Here is a 15830-nt window from a genome sequence, read left to right on the forward strand (position 1 = left end):
GAAGGTACCGAAATGGTCATGCCGGGCGACAACGTGCAGATGACGGTCAAGCTGATCTGTCCGATCGCGATGGAAGAAGGTCTGCGCTTCGCTATCCGTGAAGGCGGTCGTACCGTCGGCGCCGGCGTCGTCGCAAAAATTATCGAGTAAAGGTTAATGGCGAAGGGTGCTCCAAGTTTTTTTGGGGTGCTCTTAGTCTCTGCCGCAGGGGTATAGCTCAACTGGCAGAGCGTCGGTCTCCAAAACCGAAGGTTGGGGGTTCGATTCCCTCTGCCCCTGCCACAACTTATCAAAGCTGACGAAATGGCCGATAAAATAAAATTTGCGTTGGCGCTGCTTTTGCTGGCCGCAGGAATAGTCGGCTTTTATCTTCTTTCCGAGCAGGCGATGATCCTGCGGGTTCTGGCTGTGATTGCCGGAATCGGCGTTTCTGTTGCGGTGTCTTGGCAGACCGAGCCTGGTAGGCGCTTTTTCGATTTTTCGAAAGAGGCGGTTGTTGAGGCTAAAAAGGTTGTATGGCCGACTCAAAAGGAAACGCTGCAAACGACCGGGTTGGTGTTTGCCTTTGTTCTCGTCATGGCTGTCTTTCTCTGGCTGGCAGATAAAAGCATCGAGTGGGTTTTGTATGAACTCGTCCTTGGTTGGAGAAAGTTATGAGCAAGCGCTGGTATGTGGTTCATGCCTACTCGGGGTTTGAAAAAAGCGTCCAGAGGGCGCTTGTCGAGCGTATTCAGCGCCAAGGTATGCAGGATTTGTTCGGCCGTGTGCTGGTGCCGGTTGAAGAAGTCGTCGAATTGAAGCAGGGGCAAAAAAGCATTTCCGAGCGTAAGTTTTTCCCGGGCTATGTGCTCGTGGAAATGGAAATGAATGACGAATCTTGGCATCTGGTAAAAAGTACGCCAAAGGTTACTGGATTTGTTGGTGGCACGGCGAACAAGCCGACTCCGATTTCCGAAAAGGAAGTCGACAAAATCATGCAGCAGATGCTTGATGGTGTTGAGAAGCCTCGTCCCAAGGTTTTGTTCGAGCCGGGAGAGATTGTTCGTGTCAAGGAAGGACCGTTTACTGATTTCCACGGCTCGGTTGAGCAGGTGAATTACGAAAAGAATCGGTTGCGCGTCTCGGTTACGATTTTCGGACGGGCGACCCCCGTTGAGCTTGAATTCGGGCAGGTAGAGAAGGCCTGATCGGTAAAATTTGGTGCGTCTGGCTACTGGCCGGGCGCAACTTGTTTGGAGCGGCCGTCGGCCGTGTTTTTTATTCGGGGAGCACTGAAATCGTGCGCTAGCACCCGTTTTTGGAGTAATTTGCCGTGGCAAAGAAAATTGTTGGCTTTATCAAGCTACAGGTGCCGGCGGGGAAGGCCAATCCTTCGCCGCCAATCGGGCCGGCGCTCGGTCAGCGCGGTCTGAATATCATGGAGTTCTGCAAAGCGTTTAACGCGCAGACCCAAGGCGTTGAGCCGGGGCTTCCGATTCCCGTGGTGATTACCGCCTATGCGGACAAGAGCTTCACCTTCATCATGAAGACTCCGCCCGCCACGATCTTGATCAAGAAAGCGGCCGGTGTTCAGAAGGGTAGCCAGCGTCCGCATACCGATAAGGTGGGTAAGCTCACCCGTGCTCAGTGTGAGGCTATTGCCACTCAGAAAATGCCCGATCTGACAGCGGCTGATATGGATGCGGCGGTGCGTACTATCGCAGGAAGTGCGCGCTCGATGGGCATTACCGTGGAGGGGCTCTGAAATGGCTAACATGACGAAACGCCAAAAGGCCATCGAAGGCAAGGTTGATCGTAACAAAAGCTACGCGGTTGCAGACGCACTGAATATGGCCAAGGAATTTGCCACGGCAAAGTTCAATGAGTCCATCGACGTGGCTGTGTGTCTCGGTATCGACGCGCGCAAGTCGGATCAATTGGTGCGTGGTTCGGTGGTTTTGCCCGCCGGGACAGGAAAAACAGTACGCGTTGCTGTATTTGCCCAAGGGGAAAAGGCTGAAGCCGCGAAGGCTGCTGGCTCGGATATCGTCGGGTTTGACGACCTGGCTGCGGATATCAAGGCGGGCAATCTGAATTTCGACGTGGTTGTTGCTACGCCGGATTCGATGCGGATCGTTGGCCAACTCGGTCAGATTCTTGGCCCGCGGGGTCTGATGCCAAATCCGAAAGTTGGCACGGTGACCATGGATGTTGCCACCGCTGTCAAGAACGCGAAGGCCGGGCAGGTTCAGTACCGCACCGACAAGGGCGGGATCATCCATTGCACGATCGGCCGCGCCTCCTTCGAGGTTGCAAAGCTGGAGGAGAACCTCAAGGCGCTCGTCGACGCTCTGGTCAAGGCGAAGCCGGCGAATTCGAAGGGACAGTATCTCAAGAAGATCGCGGTCTCCAGCACCATGGGGCCGGGAGTTCGAGTCGATTCGACATCGCTGTAAAGTGGTTGTTTTTGGGGAGTTCCTGAACTCTCTTGCAAACTTTGGGCTGCCGGGGAAGAAATTCCCCGGCAGATCGTCAAAGACCGCAGGTGCAGCGTAGCGTCAGTTATTCTGCTTAAGTGAGTTTCAGCCTGCGTAGATGGTGATCCCGAACAGGAATCGGTTTTAGTCGTGCATTACCGACACTCTTGGGTCAGGTCGCCGTGGGTGCGTCGGGCATAAGTTGCCCGGCGTGTGATCGACTTAATGGAGAAAGGACCCATGGGTCTCAATCTAGACGAAAAGAAAGCCGTTGTTGCCGAGGTCTCGGCGCAAGTGGCTACCGCACAGACGATCGTCGTTGCCGAGTACAAGGGAATTGAGGTGGCTCAGCTCACCAAGCTTCGTGCTCAGGCGCGGAAGTCTGGCGTGTATCTGCGCGTGCTGAAGAATACCTTGGTCCGGCGCGCGGTGGCCGGTAGTCAGTTCGAAGGGCTGGCTGCTGAAATGTCAGGGCCGCTGATTTACGGTATCTCTCAGGATCCGGTTGCAGCGGCCAAGGTGCTCGCCGATTTTGCCAAGGCTAACGACAAGTTGGCTCTGAAGGCAGGCTGCTACGCCGGGAAAGTGATGGATAAAGCCGGCGTGCAGGCTCTTGCCTCGATTCCGAGCCGCGAAGAACTGCTCGCCAAGCTGCTGGGTGTGATGAAGGCCCCGGTTTCGGGCTTTGCTGTCGCGCTTGGTGCCTTGGCAAAACAGCGGGAAGAATCCGCCGCCTGAGGACAATGATTGTTCTGGCGAAAGAAACGAACGACATTTTTTCGATTTTAGGAGTGCATGATTATGGCAATTAGCAAAGAAGACATCCTTGAAGCCGTTGGCAACATGACCGTGATGGATCTCAATGATCTGGTCAAGGCTTTCGAGGAGAAGTTTGGCGTTTCCGCAGCCGCCATGGCTGTTGCTGGCCCGGCCGCTGGTGCTGCCGCTGCGCCTGCTGAAGAGCAGACCGAATTCACCGTGATGCTGAACGCCGCCGGCGACAAGAAGGTTGAAGTCATTAAGGTGGTTCGCGCCGCTACCGGCCTGGGCCTCAAGGAAGCCAAGGATGTGGTTGATGGTGCTCCGAAGGCTGTCAAAGAGGGCATCGCCAAGGCGGACGCTGAGGCTCTCAAGAAGCAGCTTGAGGACGCTGGTGCCAAGGTCGAGATCAAGTAATACTGGATATTCCGGTAGGCTGGCTGTCTTAGGGCAGCCAGCCTTTTGTGCTTTCCGAAACCGAATTGCCATGGTGGATTGTCTTATTGTGATGTGCAAACGAAAGCATTGATTGGGTAGTCCCCGACTGTGTTTTCGTTTGTCCGTCGCGAAACGCCTTGGGAGAGCCCAAGGGATGAAACTCGCTAAAGGATTGTGCTTTCTGAGCTCGGAGCAACCATGACCTACTCCTACACCGAGAAAAAACGTATCCGCAAAAGCTTCGCCAAGCGCGCCAATGTGCTCGACGTTCCGTTTTTGCTGGCGACTCAACTCGAATCATTTACGGCTTTTCTTCAGGCCGCGGTGCCTCCAGCGCAGCGCAAGAATCAAGGTTTGCAGGCCGCATTTACCTCGATATTCCCCATTGTCAGCCACAGCGGAAATGCTCGGCTCGAGTTCGTCAGCTACGCCTTGGCGGAGCCGGCATTCGATGTAAAGGAGTGCCAGCAACGCGGGCTGACGTTTGCCTCCGCGCTCCGTGCCAAGGTTCGCCTGGTCATTCTGGATCGTGAAGCGCCGGATACGATCAAGGAGGTGAAGGAGCAAGAAGTTTATATGGGCGAAATCCCGCTCATGACGACGACCGGCTCATTTGTCATCAACGGAACCGAGCGGGTGATCGTGTCGCAGTTGCATCGCTCGCCCGGGGTGTTCTTCGAGCACGATCGAGGCAAAACGCATAGCTCAGGGAAGCTGCTTTTCTCCGCACGAGTGATTCCCTATCGCGGATCGTGGCTGGATTTCGAGTTTGACCCGAAGGACATCCTGTTCTTCCGCGTCGACCGCCGGCGCAAGATGCCTGTTACTACCCTGCTCAAGGCGATCGGACTGTCCTCGGAAGAGATCCTCAGGCAGTTCTTCGATTTCGACACCTTCGAGATCGGCAAGAAGTCGGTAGAGTTTCACTTGGTGCCGGAGCGCCTGCGGGGCGAAGTGGCACGCTTCGACTTTTGCGATGCCTCGGGCAAGGTGATTGTCGCCAAGGATAAGCGGATCACTGCCAAGCACATCAGGGAACTTGATGCCGCCGGTGTTCGCAAAATTGCTGTTCCGGAGGATTTCGTAGTCGGGCGTATCGTCGCGCAGAACATTGTCGACAAGAGTTCTGGCGAAGTATTGGCTAATGCCAATGACGAGATCACGGAAGCCCTCTTGGCCAAGCTGGTCGAGAGCGGAATAGAAAGCATGTCTACGCTGTATATCAACGATCTGGATCGCGGTGGTTTCATCTCGCAGACGTTGCGCACAGATGAAACAGCTTCCCGCCAGGCAGCGAGGGTTGCGATTTACCGGATGATGCGGCCGGGCGAGCCCCCGACCGAGGAAGCGGTGGAGATCCTCTTCAACGGCCTGTTCTATTCCGACGAGCGTTATGATCTCTCAGCGGTAGGCCGGATGAAGTTTAACCGGCGCGTTTCGCGTGACCAGGTGGTTGAGTACAAGGTTTCGGTAAAGCAGGTTCCGGCCAAGCGCGAAGCTATCGTGAACGCTGTTGCCGATGCTGTGGGGTGTGGGTCTGAGGCTGTCTCGCAACTGTTGGGCGAGTTGGTCTATGGCGCTCGTGCCGTCGCCGAAAATATGCTCGAGGCGGACGCCAATGCCCTTTGCGCGCAGTTGAAAGGCCTCGGCGCGGTCTGCGAAGTTCGCGAACAGCTGACACTCTCTCCGCGTGACATCGTCGAAGTCATCAAGATCCTGGTTGATCTGCGTAACGGACGCGGCGATATCGATGATATCGACCACTTGGGCAATCGCCGGGTGCGTTCCGTCGGCGAACTGGCCGAAAATCAGTTCCGGGCTGGTCTCGTGCGCGTTGAACGTGCTGTCAAAGAGCGTTTGTCGCAGGCTGAATCCGACAACCTCATGCCGCACGACCTGATCAACGCGAAGCCGATCAGCGCCGCTGTCAAGGAGTTTTTCGGCTCCAGCCAGCTCTCGCAATTCATGGATCAGACCAATCCGCTGTCTGAAATTACGCACAAGCGTCGTGTTTCGGCACTCGGCCCGGGCGGTCTGACCCGCGAGCGTGCCGGGTTCGAGGTGCGTGACGTGCATCCAACGCACTACGGTCGTGTTTGCCCGATCGAGACGCCGGAAGGCCCGAACATCGGTTTGATCAACTCGCTGGCGTTGTTCGCGCGCACGAACGAGTATGGCTTCCTCGAAACGGCCTACCGCAAGGTCGTCGATTGCAAGGTGACGGATCAGATCGAATATCTCTCCGCGATCGAGGAAGGTAACTATATCGTTGCTCAGGCAAACGCTGCTCTTGGCGACGACGGGCAGTTGACTGACGATTTGGTGACCTGTCGCGAAAAGGGTGAAACAATTCTCGCGGAGCCGTCACGCGTACAGTACATGGACGTGGCGCCGGGGCAGATCGTCTCGGTCGCAGCTTCGCTGATTCCCTTCTTGGAGCATGACGATGCGAACCGGGCGCTGATGGGGGCCAACATGCAGCGGCAGGCCGTTCCGTGTCTGCGGCCGGAAAAGCCCGTCGTTGGTACCGGCATCGAACGTACTGTTGCCGTCGACTCCGGTACAGCTGTTCAGGCTCTGCGTGGCGGGAAGGTCGACTACGTTGACGCGTCGCGCGTTGTGGTCCGTGTCAACGACGACGAAACGGTTCCGGGCGAAGTGGGCGTCGATATTTACAACTTGGTCAAATACACCCGCTCGAACCAGAACACGAACATCAATCAACGGCCGTTGGTTCGCATGGGGGATGTCATCGCCAAAGGTGACGTGGTTGCCGACGGGGCGTCGACTGACAAGGGTGAACTGGCGCTCGGCCAGAACATGCTGATCGCGTTCATGCCGTGGAACGGCTACAACTTCGAAGACTCGATTCTGATTTCCGAACGGGTGGTTGCGGAGGATCGCTTTACTTCGATCCACATCGAGGAGCTGACCGTTGTTGCTCGCGACACGAAGCTCGGGCCTGAGGAAATTACCCGCGATATCGCATCGCTGGGTGAGGCCCAGCTCTCCCGTCTTGATGAGTCGGGGATCGTGTATATCGGTGCCGAGGTCGAAGCTGGCGACGTGCTTGTAGGCAAGGTTACCCCCAAGGGCGAAACGCAACTTACCCCCGAAGAGAAACTGCTTCGGGCAATTTTCGGCGAAAAAGCCTCGGACGTGAAAGATACGTCGCTGCGCGTTCCGTCCGGTATCGCGGGCACGGTCATCGACGTTCAGGTGTTTACGCGTGAAGGTATCGAACGTGACAAGCGCGCGCAGTCGATCATTGATGACCACCTGCGTGGTTACAAGCTCGATTTGGCCGATCAACTGCGCATCGTCGAGCGGGATGCCTTCGCTCGTGTCGAGCGGTTGATCGTCGGCAAGGTTGCCAATGGCGGTCCGAAGCGGCTGGCCAAGGGTACCGAAATTTCCCGCGAATACCTCGACGGTATCGACTCCCATCACTGGTTCGATATCCGCATGGCCGACGAAGAGGTCGCTCATCAACTGGAATCTCTGCGTGAAAGCCTCGAACAGACGCGCAAAGACTTCGATCTTGCCTTTGAGGAAAAGCGCAAGAAACTGACGCAAGGCGATGAATTGCCGCCTGGCGTGCAGAAGATGGTCAAGGTGTACGTGGCCGTGAAGCGGCGCCTTCAGTCGGGCGACAAGATGGCCGGCCGGCACGGAAACAAGGGCGTTGTCTCGCGCATCGTTCCTGTCGAGGACATGCCGTACATGGCCGATGGGCGTTCGGTCGATATCGTCCTGAATCCGTTGGGGGTTCCTTCACGGATGAACGTGGGGCAGGTGCTGGAAGTCCATCTTGGCCTGGCGGCGAAGGGGCTGGGTTTCAGAATCGGCGACATGATGCGTCGGCAGGCAAACGCCAAAGAGTTGCGTGAATTCCTCGACAAGGTCTACAACACCAACGGGCGTCCCGAGAATCTTGAGGAACTCACTGATGGAGAGATCCTTGAAATGGCGGGGAACCTTGAGGCCGGTGTGCCGTTTGCGACGCCAGTCTTCGATGGCGCCAAGGAAAATGAAATCAAGGAAATGCTCCGTCTTGCGGGAATGCCAGAGTCCGGCCAGATGACACTGTTCGACGGCCGTACCGGGGATCCATTCGAGCGCCAGGTAACTGTCGGCTACATGCATATGCTGAAGCTGCACCACCTTGTCGACGACAAGATGCACGCGCGCTCTACCGGACCCTACTCGCTCGTAACGCAGCAACCGCTGGGCGGCAAGGCACAGTTCGGCGGGCAGCGCTTTGGTGAGATGGAAGTCTGGGCTCTTGAAGCTTACGGCGCTTCCTATGTCCTGCAGGAAATGCTGACAGTCAAGTCCGACGACGTGAACGGGCGTACCAAGGTCTACGAGAATATCGTCAAGGGTGATCACAAGATCGACGCCGGAATGCCGGAGTCCTTCAATGTTCTGGTCAAGGAAATTCGTTCTCTGGCGATTGATATCGATCTCGATCGCTATTGATTATTGAACGGACAGAGTTGCACGGTCACAATTGCCCCGGTGACCAACCGGGGCTGAAGAAATTGGGTTCTCCCCAAACGGAGCGTAAGAATGAAAGCACTGCTTGATTTGTTTAAACAGGTAACGCAGGAAGAACAGTTCGATGCGATTACCATCGGTTTGGCTTCACCAGACAAGATCCGGTCCTGGTCGTACGGCGAAGTCAAAAAGCCGGAAACAATCAACTATCGCACCTTCAAGCCGGAGCGTGATGGCTTGTTCTGTGCCAAGATCTTCGGACCGATCAAGGATTACGAGTGCCTGTGCGGGAAGTACAAGCGTCTTAAGCATCGCGGTGTGATTTGCGAGAAGTGCGGCGTCGAAGTGACGCTTTCGAAGGTGCGTCGCGAGCGGATGGCGCACATTGAACTCGCCTCGCCCGTAGCGCACATCTGGTTCCTCAAGAGCCTGCCGAGCCGGCTCGGCATGGTCCTTGATATGACCTTGCGCGATATCGAGCGCGTGCTCTATTTCGAGGCGTTCGTTGTCTGTGATCCCGGGATGACGCCGTTGAATCGCGGTCAGCTTCTCACGGAAGACGACTATCTGGCCAAGGTTGAGGAATACGGTGACGACTTCTACGCAGCAATGGGGGCCGAAGGTATCGGCGAATTGCTGCGTTCACTGGATCTGAACAGTGAAGTGGATCTGCTCCGTTCCGAGCTTGAAACGACCTCGTCGGAGACCAAGAGCAAGAAGTACTCTAAGCGGTTGAAGATCCTCGAGGGCTTCCAAAAGTCGGGAATCAAGCCCGAGTGGATGATTCTCGAAGTGCTGCCGGTGCTTCCGCCGGATCTGCGTCCGTTGGTGCCGCTGGATGGTGGCCGTTTCGCTACGTCCGATCTCAACGATCTCTATCGTCGCGTCATCAACCGGAACAACCGCTTGAAGCGCCTCCTTGAACTCAAGGCGCCTGAAATTATCGTGCGCAACGAGAAGCGCATGCTGCAGGAAGCGGTTGATTCGCTGCTGGACAACGGACGGCGTGGCAAGGCGATGACCGGCGCGAACAAGCGCCCGCTGAAGTCGCTGGCCGACATGATCAAGGGCAAGGGTGGGCGTTTCCGTCAGAACCTGCTTGGCAAACGCGTGGACTACTCTGGCCGTTCGGTTATCGTGGTCGGCCCGCAACTGAAGTTGCATCAGTGCGGCTTGCCGAAACTGATGGCGCTCGAATTGTTCAAGCCGTTCATCTTCAACCGTCTCGAGATCATGGGGTTGGCCACCACGATCAAGCAGGCCAAGAAAATGGTCGAGACGCAGGAGCCGGTGGTCTGGGACATTCTTGAAGAAGTCATTCGCGAACATCCGATCATGCTGAACCGCGCGCCAACGCTCCACCGCCTGGGTATTCAGGCGTTCGAGCCGACGCTGATCGAAGGTAAGGCGATTCAGTTGCATCCGCTCGTTTGCGCGGCCTTCAACGCCGACTTTGACGGCGACCAGATGGCTGTGCACGTGCCTCTGTCCCTTGAGGCGCAGATGGAAGCGCGGACATTGATGCTGGCGTCGAACAATGTCCTTTCTCCGGCGAACGGGGACCCGATCATCGTCCCGTCGCAAGACATCGTGCTCGGTCTCTACTACGCCACCCGCGAGCGTATCAACGCCAAGGGGGAAGGCATGGCCTTCCTGGATCTGGCGGAGATCACCCGAGCCTTGCAGGCCGGTGAATTGGAGTTGCACGCGAAGATCTCGGCACGTATCCGTGAATACGAAAAGAACGCCGAAGGCAATTGGGTCGAGAAAATCACCCGGTATCAGACAACCGCCGGCCGGGCGCTGCTGTCCGAGATCTTGCCGAAGGGGCTGCCGTTCAGTGTTCTGGACAAGCCGCTGAAGAAGAAAGAGATTTCGAGGCTGATCAATGCATCCTTCCGCCGCTGTGGCCTGAAGGAGACCGTCATTTTTGCCGACAAGCTGATGCAGAACGGCTATCGCTTGGCGACAAGGGCGGGGATCTCGATTTGTTCGGACGACATGCTGGTCCCAGCGCAGAAGAGCGAAATCATTGCGGCTTCCGAGAAGGAGGTCAAAGAGATCGAGAGCCAATACACCAATGGTTTGGTCACCAACGGCGAACGCTACAACAAGGTGGTCGATATCTGGGGACGCACTGGCGACCAGGTCGCCAAGGTCATGATGGAGCAGTTGGGTCAGGAGGAAGTCGTCGACCGTCACGGAAAAACAGTCAAGCAGGAATCGTTCAATTCCATTTACATGATGGCCGACTCAGGCGCCCGGGGTTCTGCGGCACAGATTCGTCAGTTGGCCGGGATGCGCGGCCTCATGGCGAAACCGGACGGCTCGATTATCGAAACACCGATTACGACAAACTTCCGCGAAGGGCTGAACGTTCTTCAATACTTCATCTCTACGCACGGCGCGCGGAAGGGCTTGGCGGACACGGCGCTCAAGACTGCAAACTCAGGCTATCTGACCCGGCGTCTGGTGGATGTCACGCAGGATCTGGTCGTGATCGAGGAAAACTGTGGAACGAACAACGGTGTGACGATGAAGGCGCTCATCGAGGGCGGTGAAGTTATCGAACCGTTGCGTGAGCGGATTCTGGGGCGTGTGACGATTAATGATGTTATCAATCCGGAAACAGACGAGACCGCGATTGAAGCCGGCACCCTGATCGACGAAGATCTGTGCGATCTCATCGATCAATTGGGGGTCGATGAAGTCAAGGTACGTACGCCGCTGACCTGTGATACCCGCTATGGTCTCTGTGCCAAATGTTATGGGCGTGACCTTGGGCGGGGGACTCCGGTTAACGTTGGCGAGGCGGTGGGCGTTATCGCCGCCCAGTCGATCGGTGAGCCCGGAACGCAGCTGACGATGCGTACATTCCACGTCGGTGGAGCGGCTTCCCGTGCGGCTGTCGCAAGTCACGTAGAAACGAAGAGCTCGGGTGTCGTGCGGTTCACTGCGACCATGCGTTATGTGACGAGCGCCAAAGGCGAGAAAATTGTCATCACCCGTTCCGGCGAGGTCCTTATTACCGACGACAACGGCCGTGAGCGTGAGAAGCACAAGGTGCCGTACGGATCAACGCTTCAGGTAGCAGATGGCCAGCAGGTCAAGGCTGGCACCAAGTTGGCGACGTGGGACCCGCATACCCGACCGATCATTGCTGAATACTCCGGCAAGGTGAAGTTCGAAAACGTGGAGGAAGGCGTCACCGTCGCCAAGCAGATCGACGAAGTGACAGGCCTGTCGACTCTCGTCGTCATCGATCCGAAACGCGGTGGCAAGGCCCAGACCAAGGGGCTGCGCCCGCAGGTGAAGCTGTATGACCCGGCGGGTGAAGAGGTGCGGATGCATGGTAGCGATCATGCGGTGACGATCACCTTCCAGGTTGGCGCCATCATCAACGTGATCGACGGTCAGGAAATTTCCGTGGGTGACGTGCTGGCTCGCCTGCCGCAGGAATCCGCGAAGACGCGGGACATCACCGGTGGTCTGCCGCGGGTTGCCGAGCTGTTCGAGGCGCGCACACCGAAGGACGCCGGCATGCTTGCGGAGTATACGGGCACCGTCTCCTTCGGCAAGGATACGAAGGGCAAGCAGCGTCTCGTCATCACCGACATGGAGGGTGCGGCACACGAATACCTGATTCCGAAAGACAAGCACGTGCTGGTGCACGATGGTCAGGTGGTTAACAAGGGTGAAATGATCGTCGATGGCGCGCCTGATCCGCACGATATCCTTCGTCTGCAAGGCGTGGAGGCACTGGCGGTCTACATTACCGACGAAGTGCAGGACGTTTATCGTCTTCAGGGCGTCAAGATCAACGACAAGCACATCGAAGTCATCGTTAGACAGATGCTGAGGCGGGCGCTGGTGGTCGATCCGGGTGACACGAAATTCATCCGCGGCGAGCAGGTCGAAAAAGCGCATATCCTGGACGAAAACGATCAGATGGCCGCCCAAGGGAAGCTCCCCGCCACCTTCGAACCGGTTCTCCTCGGTATTACCAAGGCGTCGTTATCGACTGACTCCTTCATCTCGGCCGCTTCGTTCCAGGAAACCACGCGCGTGTTGACGGAAGCAGCGATCATGGGCAAGCGTGATGAGTTGCGCGGTCTCAAGGAGAACGTCATCGTCGGTCGCCTGATTCCTGCCGGTACCGGCTTGGCGTATCACCGGATGCGCAAGGACAATACGGCGGGCGTCGATCTTGCTGCGCAACAAGACTTCAATGAGCCTTCGGTAACAGTGGGGGTATCGGAAGAGGGCGGGTCGGGTCAGGAGATCGGTTGACTTGGCTGATTTTTGCTCATAGAATCGCCGGTCTTTGTCAGCGTGCGCTAATCAGTGCGTGCGTTTGTTATAACAATGTTGCCAAGGTGTGAAACAACATCTTGGCTTGCCGCAAAACCCGCGTAGCGATTGCGCGGGTGGCGAAATTTAGGAAAGAAGATATGCCAACCATTAACCAGCTAGTCCGTAAGCCTCGGGAGGCGGTGCGTGCCAAGAGCAAGGTGCCGGCTCTGGAAGGGTGTCCGCAGAAGCGTGGTGTGTGCACCCGCGTTTACACCACGACGCCGAAAAAGCCGAACTCCGCGTTGCGTAAAGTGTGCAAGGTTCGTCTGACCAATGGTTTTGAAGTCATTTCCTATATCGGCGGCGAAGGGCACAACCTGCAGGAGCACTCTGTTGTGCTGATTCGTGGTGGCCGTGTCAAGGACTTGCCGGGTGTTCGTTACCACACCGTGCGTGGCTCGCTGGATACGCAGGGGGTCAAGGATCGTAAGCAGAGTCGTTCGAAGTACGGGACCAAGCGTCCAAAGGCGGCTTAGTCGTCGCTTGAGTAAGTGGCAGCTCTTATGGGTTGCCGGGTGGAATCGCCGGCAAATGTCGGGTTCCTCAACTGAATTAATATTTGAAAGGTAGTACCGCTATGCCGCGTCGTCGCGAAGTGCCAAAGCGCGATATTCTCCCGGATCCAAAGTTCGGCAATATCGAAGTGTCTAAATTCATCAACACCATCATGATGAGCGGCAAGAAGTCCGTTGCCGAGCGGATTGTGTATGGTGCGTTCGATATCATCGCGGGTAAGGATGGCAAGGATCCGCTCGAGGTGTTTGGTCTGGCGATGAATAACGTCAAGCCGCTGGTCGAGGTCAAGAGCCGCCGTGTGGGTGGTGCCAACTACCAGGTTCCGGTTGAGGTTCGCCCGAGTCGTCGTATGGCGTTGGCCATGCGTTGGCTGCGTGAATCGGCGCGGAAGCGTTCCGAAAAATCTATGGATCAGCGTCTTGCTGCTGAGATGCTCGAGGCTGCTGAAAATCGTGGCGGTGCTGTGAAGAAGCGCGACGAAGTGCATCGCATGGCCGATGCGAACAAGGCATTTGCGCATTTCCGTTTCTAATGTTTGTGACTGCCGGCAGCGTTGTGCTGCCGGTGAACGTTCTTTATTCGTGAAGGCTTAAAAAGTGGCACGCAAAACTCCTATCAGCCGTTACCGTAATATCGGTATCAGCGCGCACATCGACGCCGGCAAGACAACGGTGACTGAGCGCATTCTTTATTACACCGGTGTCAATCACAAGATTGGCGAAGTCCATGACGGCGCGGCAACCATGGACTGGATGGAACAGGAGCAGGAGCGTGGCATCACCATCACCTCCGCAGCGACGACATGTTTCTGGAAGGGGATGGACAACAAGCGTGCGGACCACCGCATCAACATTATCGATACCCCGGGGCACGTTGACTTCACCATTGAGGTGGAACGCTCGATGCGCGTTCTCGATGGTGCGTGCATGGTCTACTGCGCAGTCGGTGGTGTGCAGCCCCAGTCCGAAACGGTTTGGCGCCAGGCCAACAAGTACGGTGTTCCCCGACTGGCTTTCGTGAACAAGATGGACCGTCAGGGTGCGGACTTCTTCAAGGTCGTAGACCAGATGAAGACGCGTCTCAAGGCGAATCCTGTGCCTATCGTCATCCCGATCGGCAAGGAAGACGGTTTCCAAGGCGTGGTCGATCTTATCAAGATGAAGGCGATCATCTGGGACGACGCCAGCCAGGGCATGAAGTACGACTATCTCGATATCCCGGCTGATCTGCAGGCGCAGGCAGACGAGTGGCGCGGCAACATGGTCGAAATGGCTGCCGAGTCGTCCGAAGAGCTCATGGATCACTACCTTGAGGAGGGGGATCTGACCGAAGAGCAAATTATCAACGGCTTGCGTGCGCGTACTATCGCATGTGAAATTCAGCCGATGCTCTGCGGTACCGCTTTCAAGAACAAGGGCGTGCAGCGTATGCTTGACGCTGTGCTCGATCTGCTGCCCTCGCCGGTAGATATCCCGGCGGTTACCGGTGAAGACGAGAAGGGGCAGGAAGCTTCACGTGAAGCGGCTGACGATGCCAAGTTCTCCGCGCTCGCGTTCAAACTGATGACCGACCCGTATGTCGGTCAGCTGACCTTCATCCGCGTCTATTCCGGTACTTTGCAGTCCGGTGACACGATCTATAACCCCGTGAAGGGGCGCAAGGAACGGATCGGTCGTTTGTTGCAAATGCACGCCAACAACCGCGAAGAAATCAAGGAAGTTCTTGCTGGCGACATTGCTGCTTGCGTGGGTCTGAAGGAAGTCACAACCGGCGAGACCCTCTGCGATCCCGCGTCGGTGATTACGCTTGAGCGCATGGAATTCCCCGAGCCGGTTATCCACATTGCCGTTGAGCCGAAAACCAAGAGCGATCAGGAGAAAATGGGTATTGCGCTTGGCCGCTTGGCGCAGGAGGATCCGTCCTTCCGCGTGCGCAGCGACGAGGAATCGGGGCAGACGATCATTTCCGGCATGGGCGAATTGCACCTTGAAATCATCGTTGATCGGATGAAGCGCGAGTTTGGCGTCGAGGCGAACATCGGTGCACCTCAGGTGGCTTACCGCGAGTGCATCAAGAAGTCCGTCGAGCAGGAAGGCAAGTTTGTCAAGCAGTCCGGCGGGCGTGGTCAGTTCGGCCATGTCTGGCTGAAGATCGAGCCGAACGAAGCCGGCAAGGGCTACGAGTTTGTCGATGCGATCAAGGGTGGCTCTGTTCCGCGCGAGTACATTCCCGCGGTCGACAAGGGTTTGCAAGACGCGATCAAGAGCGGCGTTCTCGCTGGCTTCCCGGTCGTTGATATCAAGTTCACCCTGTTCGATGGCTCGTACCACGATGTCGACTCGAACGAAAACGCCTTCCGCATGGCCGCCTCGATGGCCTTCAAGGAAGGTATGAGAAAGGCAACCCCGACGCTGCTCGAGCCGATGATGTCGGTTGAGGTCGAAACGCCCGAGGAGTACATGGGCAACATCATGGGCGACCTGTCCGGCCGTCGTGGCATCGTTCAGGGGATGGAAGACCTGCCCGGCAACATCAAGGCGGTCAAGGCTGAAGTTCCGCTGGCCGAGATGTTCGGGTATTCCACGACGGTTCGTTCTCTCTCTCAGGGGCGCGCGACCTACTCGATGGAATTCAAGCACTATGTCGAGGCGCCGAAAAACGTCGCCGAGGCCGTCATCAACAAGAAATAAGACTGGATTTTTGAGGATATTTGAATGGCTAAGGCAAAATTTGAGCGTACGAAGCCGCACGTAAACGTTGGCACGATTGGTCACGTTGACCATGGGAAGACGACGCTGACGGCGGCGA

13 protein-coding genes and 1 tRNA gene are annotated in these 15830 nt (G+C 56.7%); all 14 read left to right on the forward strand.

Translation table 11 applies throughout. The features are described from left to right. On the forward strand, nt 1-150 hold a 150-nt coding region (locus BO74_RS19210; protein ID WP_496441505.1), incomplete at its 5' end, for an EF-Tu C-terminal domain-related protein. A gap of 56 nt (nt 151-206) precedes the next feature. Beyond that, nucleotides 207-282 (forward strand) — tRNA-Trp (locus BO74_RS19215). Between the two features lie 21 nt (nt 283-303). Continuing rightward, a complete protein-coding gene (gene secE / locus BO74_RS19220) occupies nt 304-657 on the forward strand; it encodes a preprotein translocase subunit SecE (RefSeq protein WP_496444731.1) in 354 nt (117 codons plus the stop codon). After that, nucleotides 654-1187 carry a transcription termination/antitermination protein NusG gene (gene nusG, locus BO74_RS19225; protein WP_496444733.1) on the forward strand — a complete coding sequence of 178 codons (534 nt, stop codon included), beginning with the start codon at nt 654-656 and terminating at the stop codon, nt 1185-1187. The genes secE and nusG overlap by 4 nt, the downstream gene beginning before the upstream one ends. A gap of 125 nt (nt 1188-1312) precedes the next feature. Continuing rightward, the gene (rplK, locus tag BO74_RS19230; protein WP_496444735.1) at nt 1313-1744 is read left to right on the forward strand and encodes a 50S ribosomal protein L11; all 432 of its coding nucleotides are present in this window, start codon (nt 1313-1315) and stop codon (nt 1742-1744) included. A gap of 1 nt (nt 1745) precedes the next feature. Further along, on the forward strand, nt 1746-2435 hold the full coding sequence (gene rplA, locus BO74_RS19235; protein ID WP_496444737.1) for a 50S ribosomal protein L1: 690 nt from the start codon (nt 1746-1748) through the stop codon (nt 2433-2435). Between the two features lie 261 nt (nt 2436-2696). Beyond that, a complete protein-coding gene (rplJ, locus tag BO74_RS19240) occupies nt 2697-3194 on the forward strand; it encodes a 50S ribosomal protein L10 (RefSeq protein ID WP_496444748.1) in 498 nt (165 codons plus the stop codon). Between the two features lie 63 nt (nt 3195-3257). After that, a complete protein-coding gene (gene rplL, locus BO74_RS19245; RefSeq protein WP_496444749.1) occupies nt 3258-3632 on the forward strand; it encodes a 50S ribosomal protein L7/L12 in 375 nt (124 codons plus the stop codon). A gap of 219 nt (nt 3633-3851) precedes the next feature. Further along, nucleotides 3852-8135: a DNA-directed RNA polymerase subunit beta gene (rpoB, locus tag BO74_RS19250; RefSeq protein WP_496444739.1), complete on the forward strand. Its 4284-nt coding sequence runs from the start codon at nt 3852-3854 to the stop codon at nt 8133-8135. Between the two features lie 90 nt (nt 8136-8225). Next, nucleotides 8226-12443, forward strand: a complete 4218-nt coding sequence (gene rpoC / locus BO74_RS19255; protein ID WP_496444741.1) for a DNA-directed RNA polymerase subunit beta' — start codon at nt 8226-8228, stop codon at nt 12441-12443. Nucleotides 12444-12604: 161 nt separating this feature from the next. Then, nucleotides 12605-12982: a 30S ribosomal protein S12 gene (gene rpsL, locus BO74_RS19260; protein WP_496444743.1), complete on the forward strand. Its 378-nt coding sequence runs from the start codon at nt 12605-12607 to the stop codon at nt 12980-12982. A 101-nt stretch (nt 12983-13083) separates the two neighbouring features. Beyond that, the gene (gene rpsG, locus BO74_RS19265; protein WP_496444745.1) at nt 13084-13554 is read left to right on the forward strand and encodes a 30S ribosomal protein S7; all 471 of its coding nucleotides are present in this window, start codon (nt 13084-13086) and stop codon (nt 13552-13554) included. A gap of 64 nt (nt 13555-13618) precedes the next feature. Then, complete coding sequence (gene fusA, locus BO74_RS19270; protein WP_496444747.1) at nt 13619-15712, forward strand: elongation factor G; 2094 nt, start codon at nt 13619-13621, stop codon at nt 15710-15712. Between the two features lie 24 nt (nt 15713-15736). Continuing rightward, nucleotides 15737-15830, forward strand: a 94-nt coding sequence (locus tag BO74_RS19275) for a GTP-binding protein (protein WP_017173303.1), incomplete at its 3' end; no start/stop codon positions are given.

It is taken from the genome of Propionivibrio pelophilus DSM 12018, from assembly GCF_059569095.1.

What these genes read in the sequence shown, in the direction of transcription:
- secE (WP_496444731.1), top strand. Translation starts at nt 304, where the DNA reads ATGGCCGATAAAATAAAATTTGCGTTGGCGCTGCTTTTGCTGGCCGCA.
- nusG (WP_496444733.1), top strand. Translation starts at nt 654, where the DNA reads ATGAGCAAGCGCTGGTATGTGGTTCATGCCTACTCGGGGTTTGAAAAA.
- rplA (WP_496444737.1), top strand. Translation starts at nt 1,746, where the DNA reads ATGGCTAACATGACGAAACGCCAAAAGGCCATCGAAGGCAAGGTTGAT.
- rplJ (WP_496444748.1), top strand. Translation starts at nt 2,697, where the DNA reads ATGGGTCTCAATCTAGACGAAAAGAAAGCCGTTGTTGCCGAGGTCTCG.
- rplL (WP_496444749.1), top strand. Translation starts at nt 3,258, where the DNA reads ATGGCAATTAGCAAAGAAGACATCCTTGAAGCCGTTGGCAACATGACC.
- rpoB (WP_496444739.1), top strand. Translation starts at nt 3,852, where the DNA reads ATGACCTACTCCTACACCGAGAAAAAACGTATCCGCAAAAGCTTCGCC.
- rpoC (WP_496444741.1), top strand. Translation starts at nt 8,226, where the DNA reads ATGAAAGCACTGCTTGATTTGTTTAAACAGGTAACGCAGGAAGAACAG.
- rpsL (WP_496444743.1), top strand. Translation starts at nt 12,605, where the DNA reads ATGCCAACCATTAACCAGCTAGTCCGTAAGCCTCGGGAGGCGGTGCGT.
- rpsG (WP_496444745.1), top strand. Translation starts at nt 13,084, where the DNA reads ATGCCGCGTCGTCGCGAAGTGCCAAAGCGCGATATTCTCCCGGATCCA.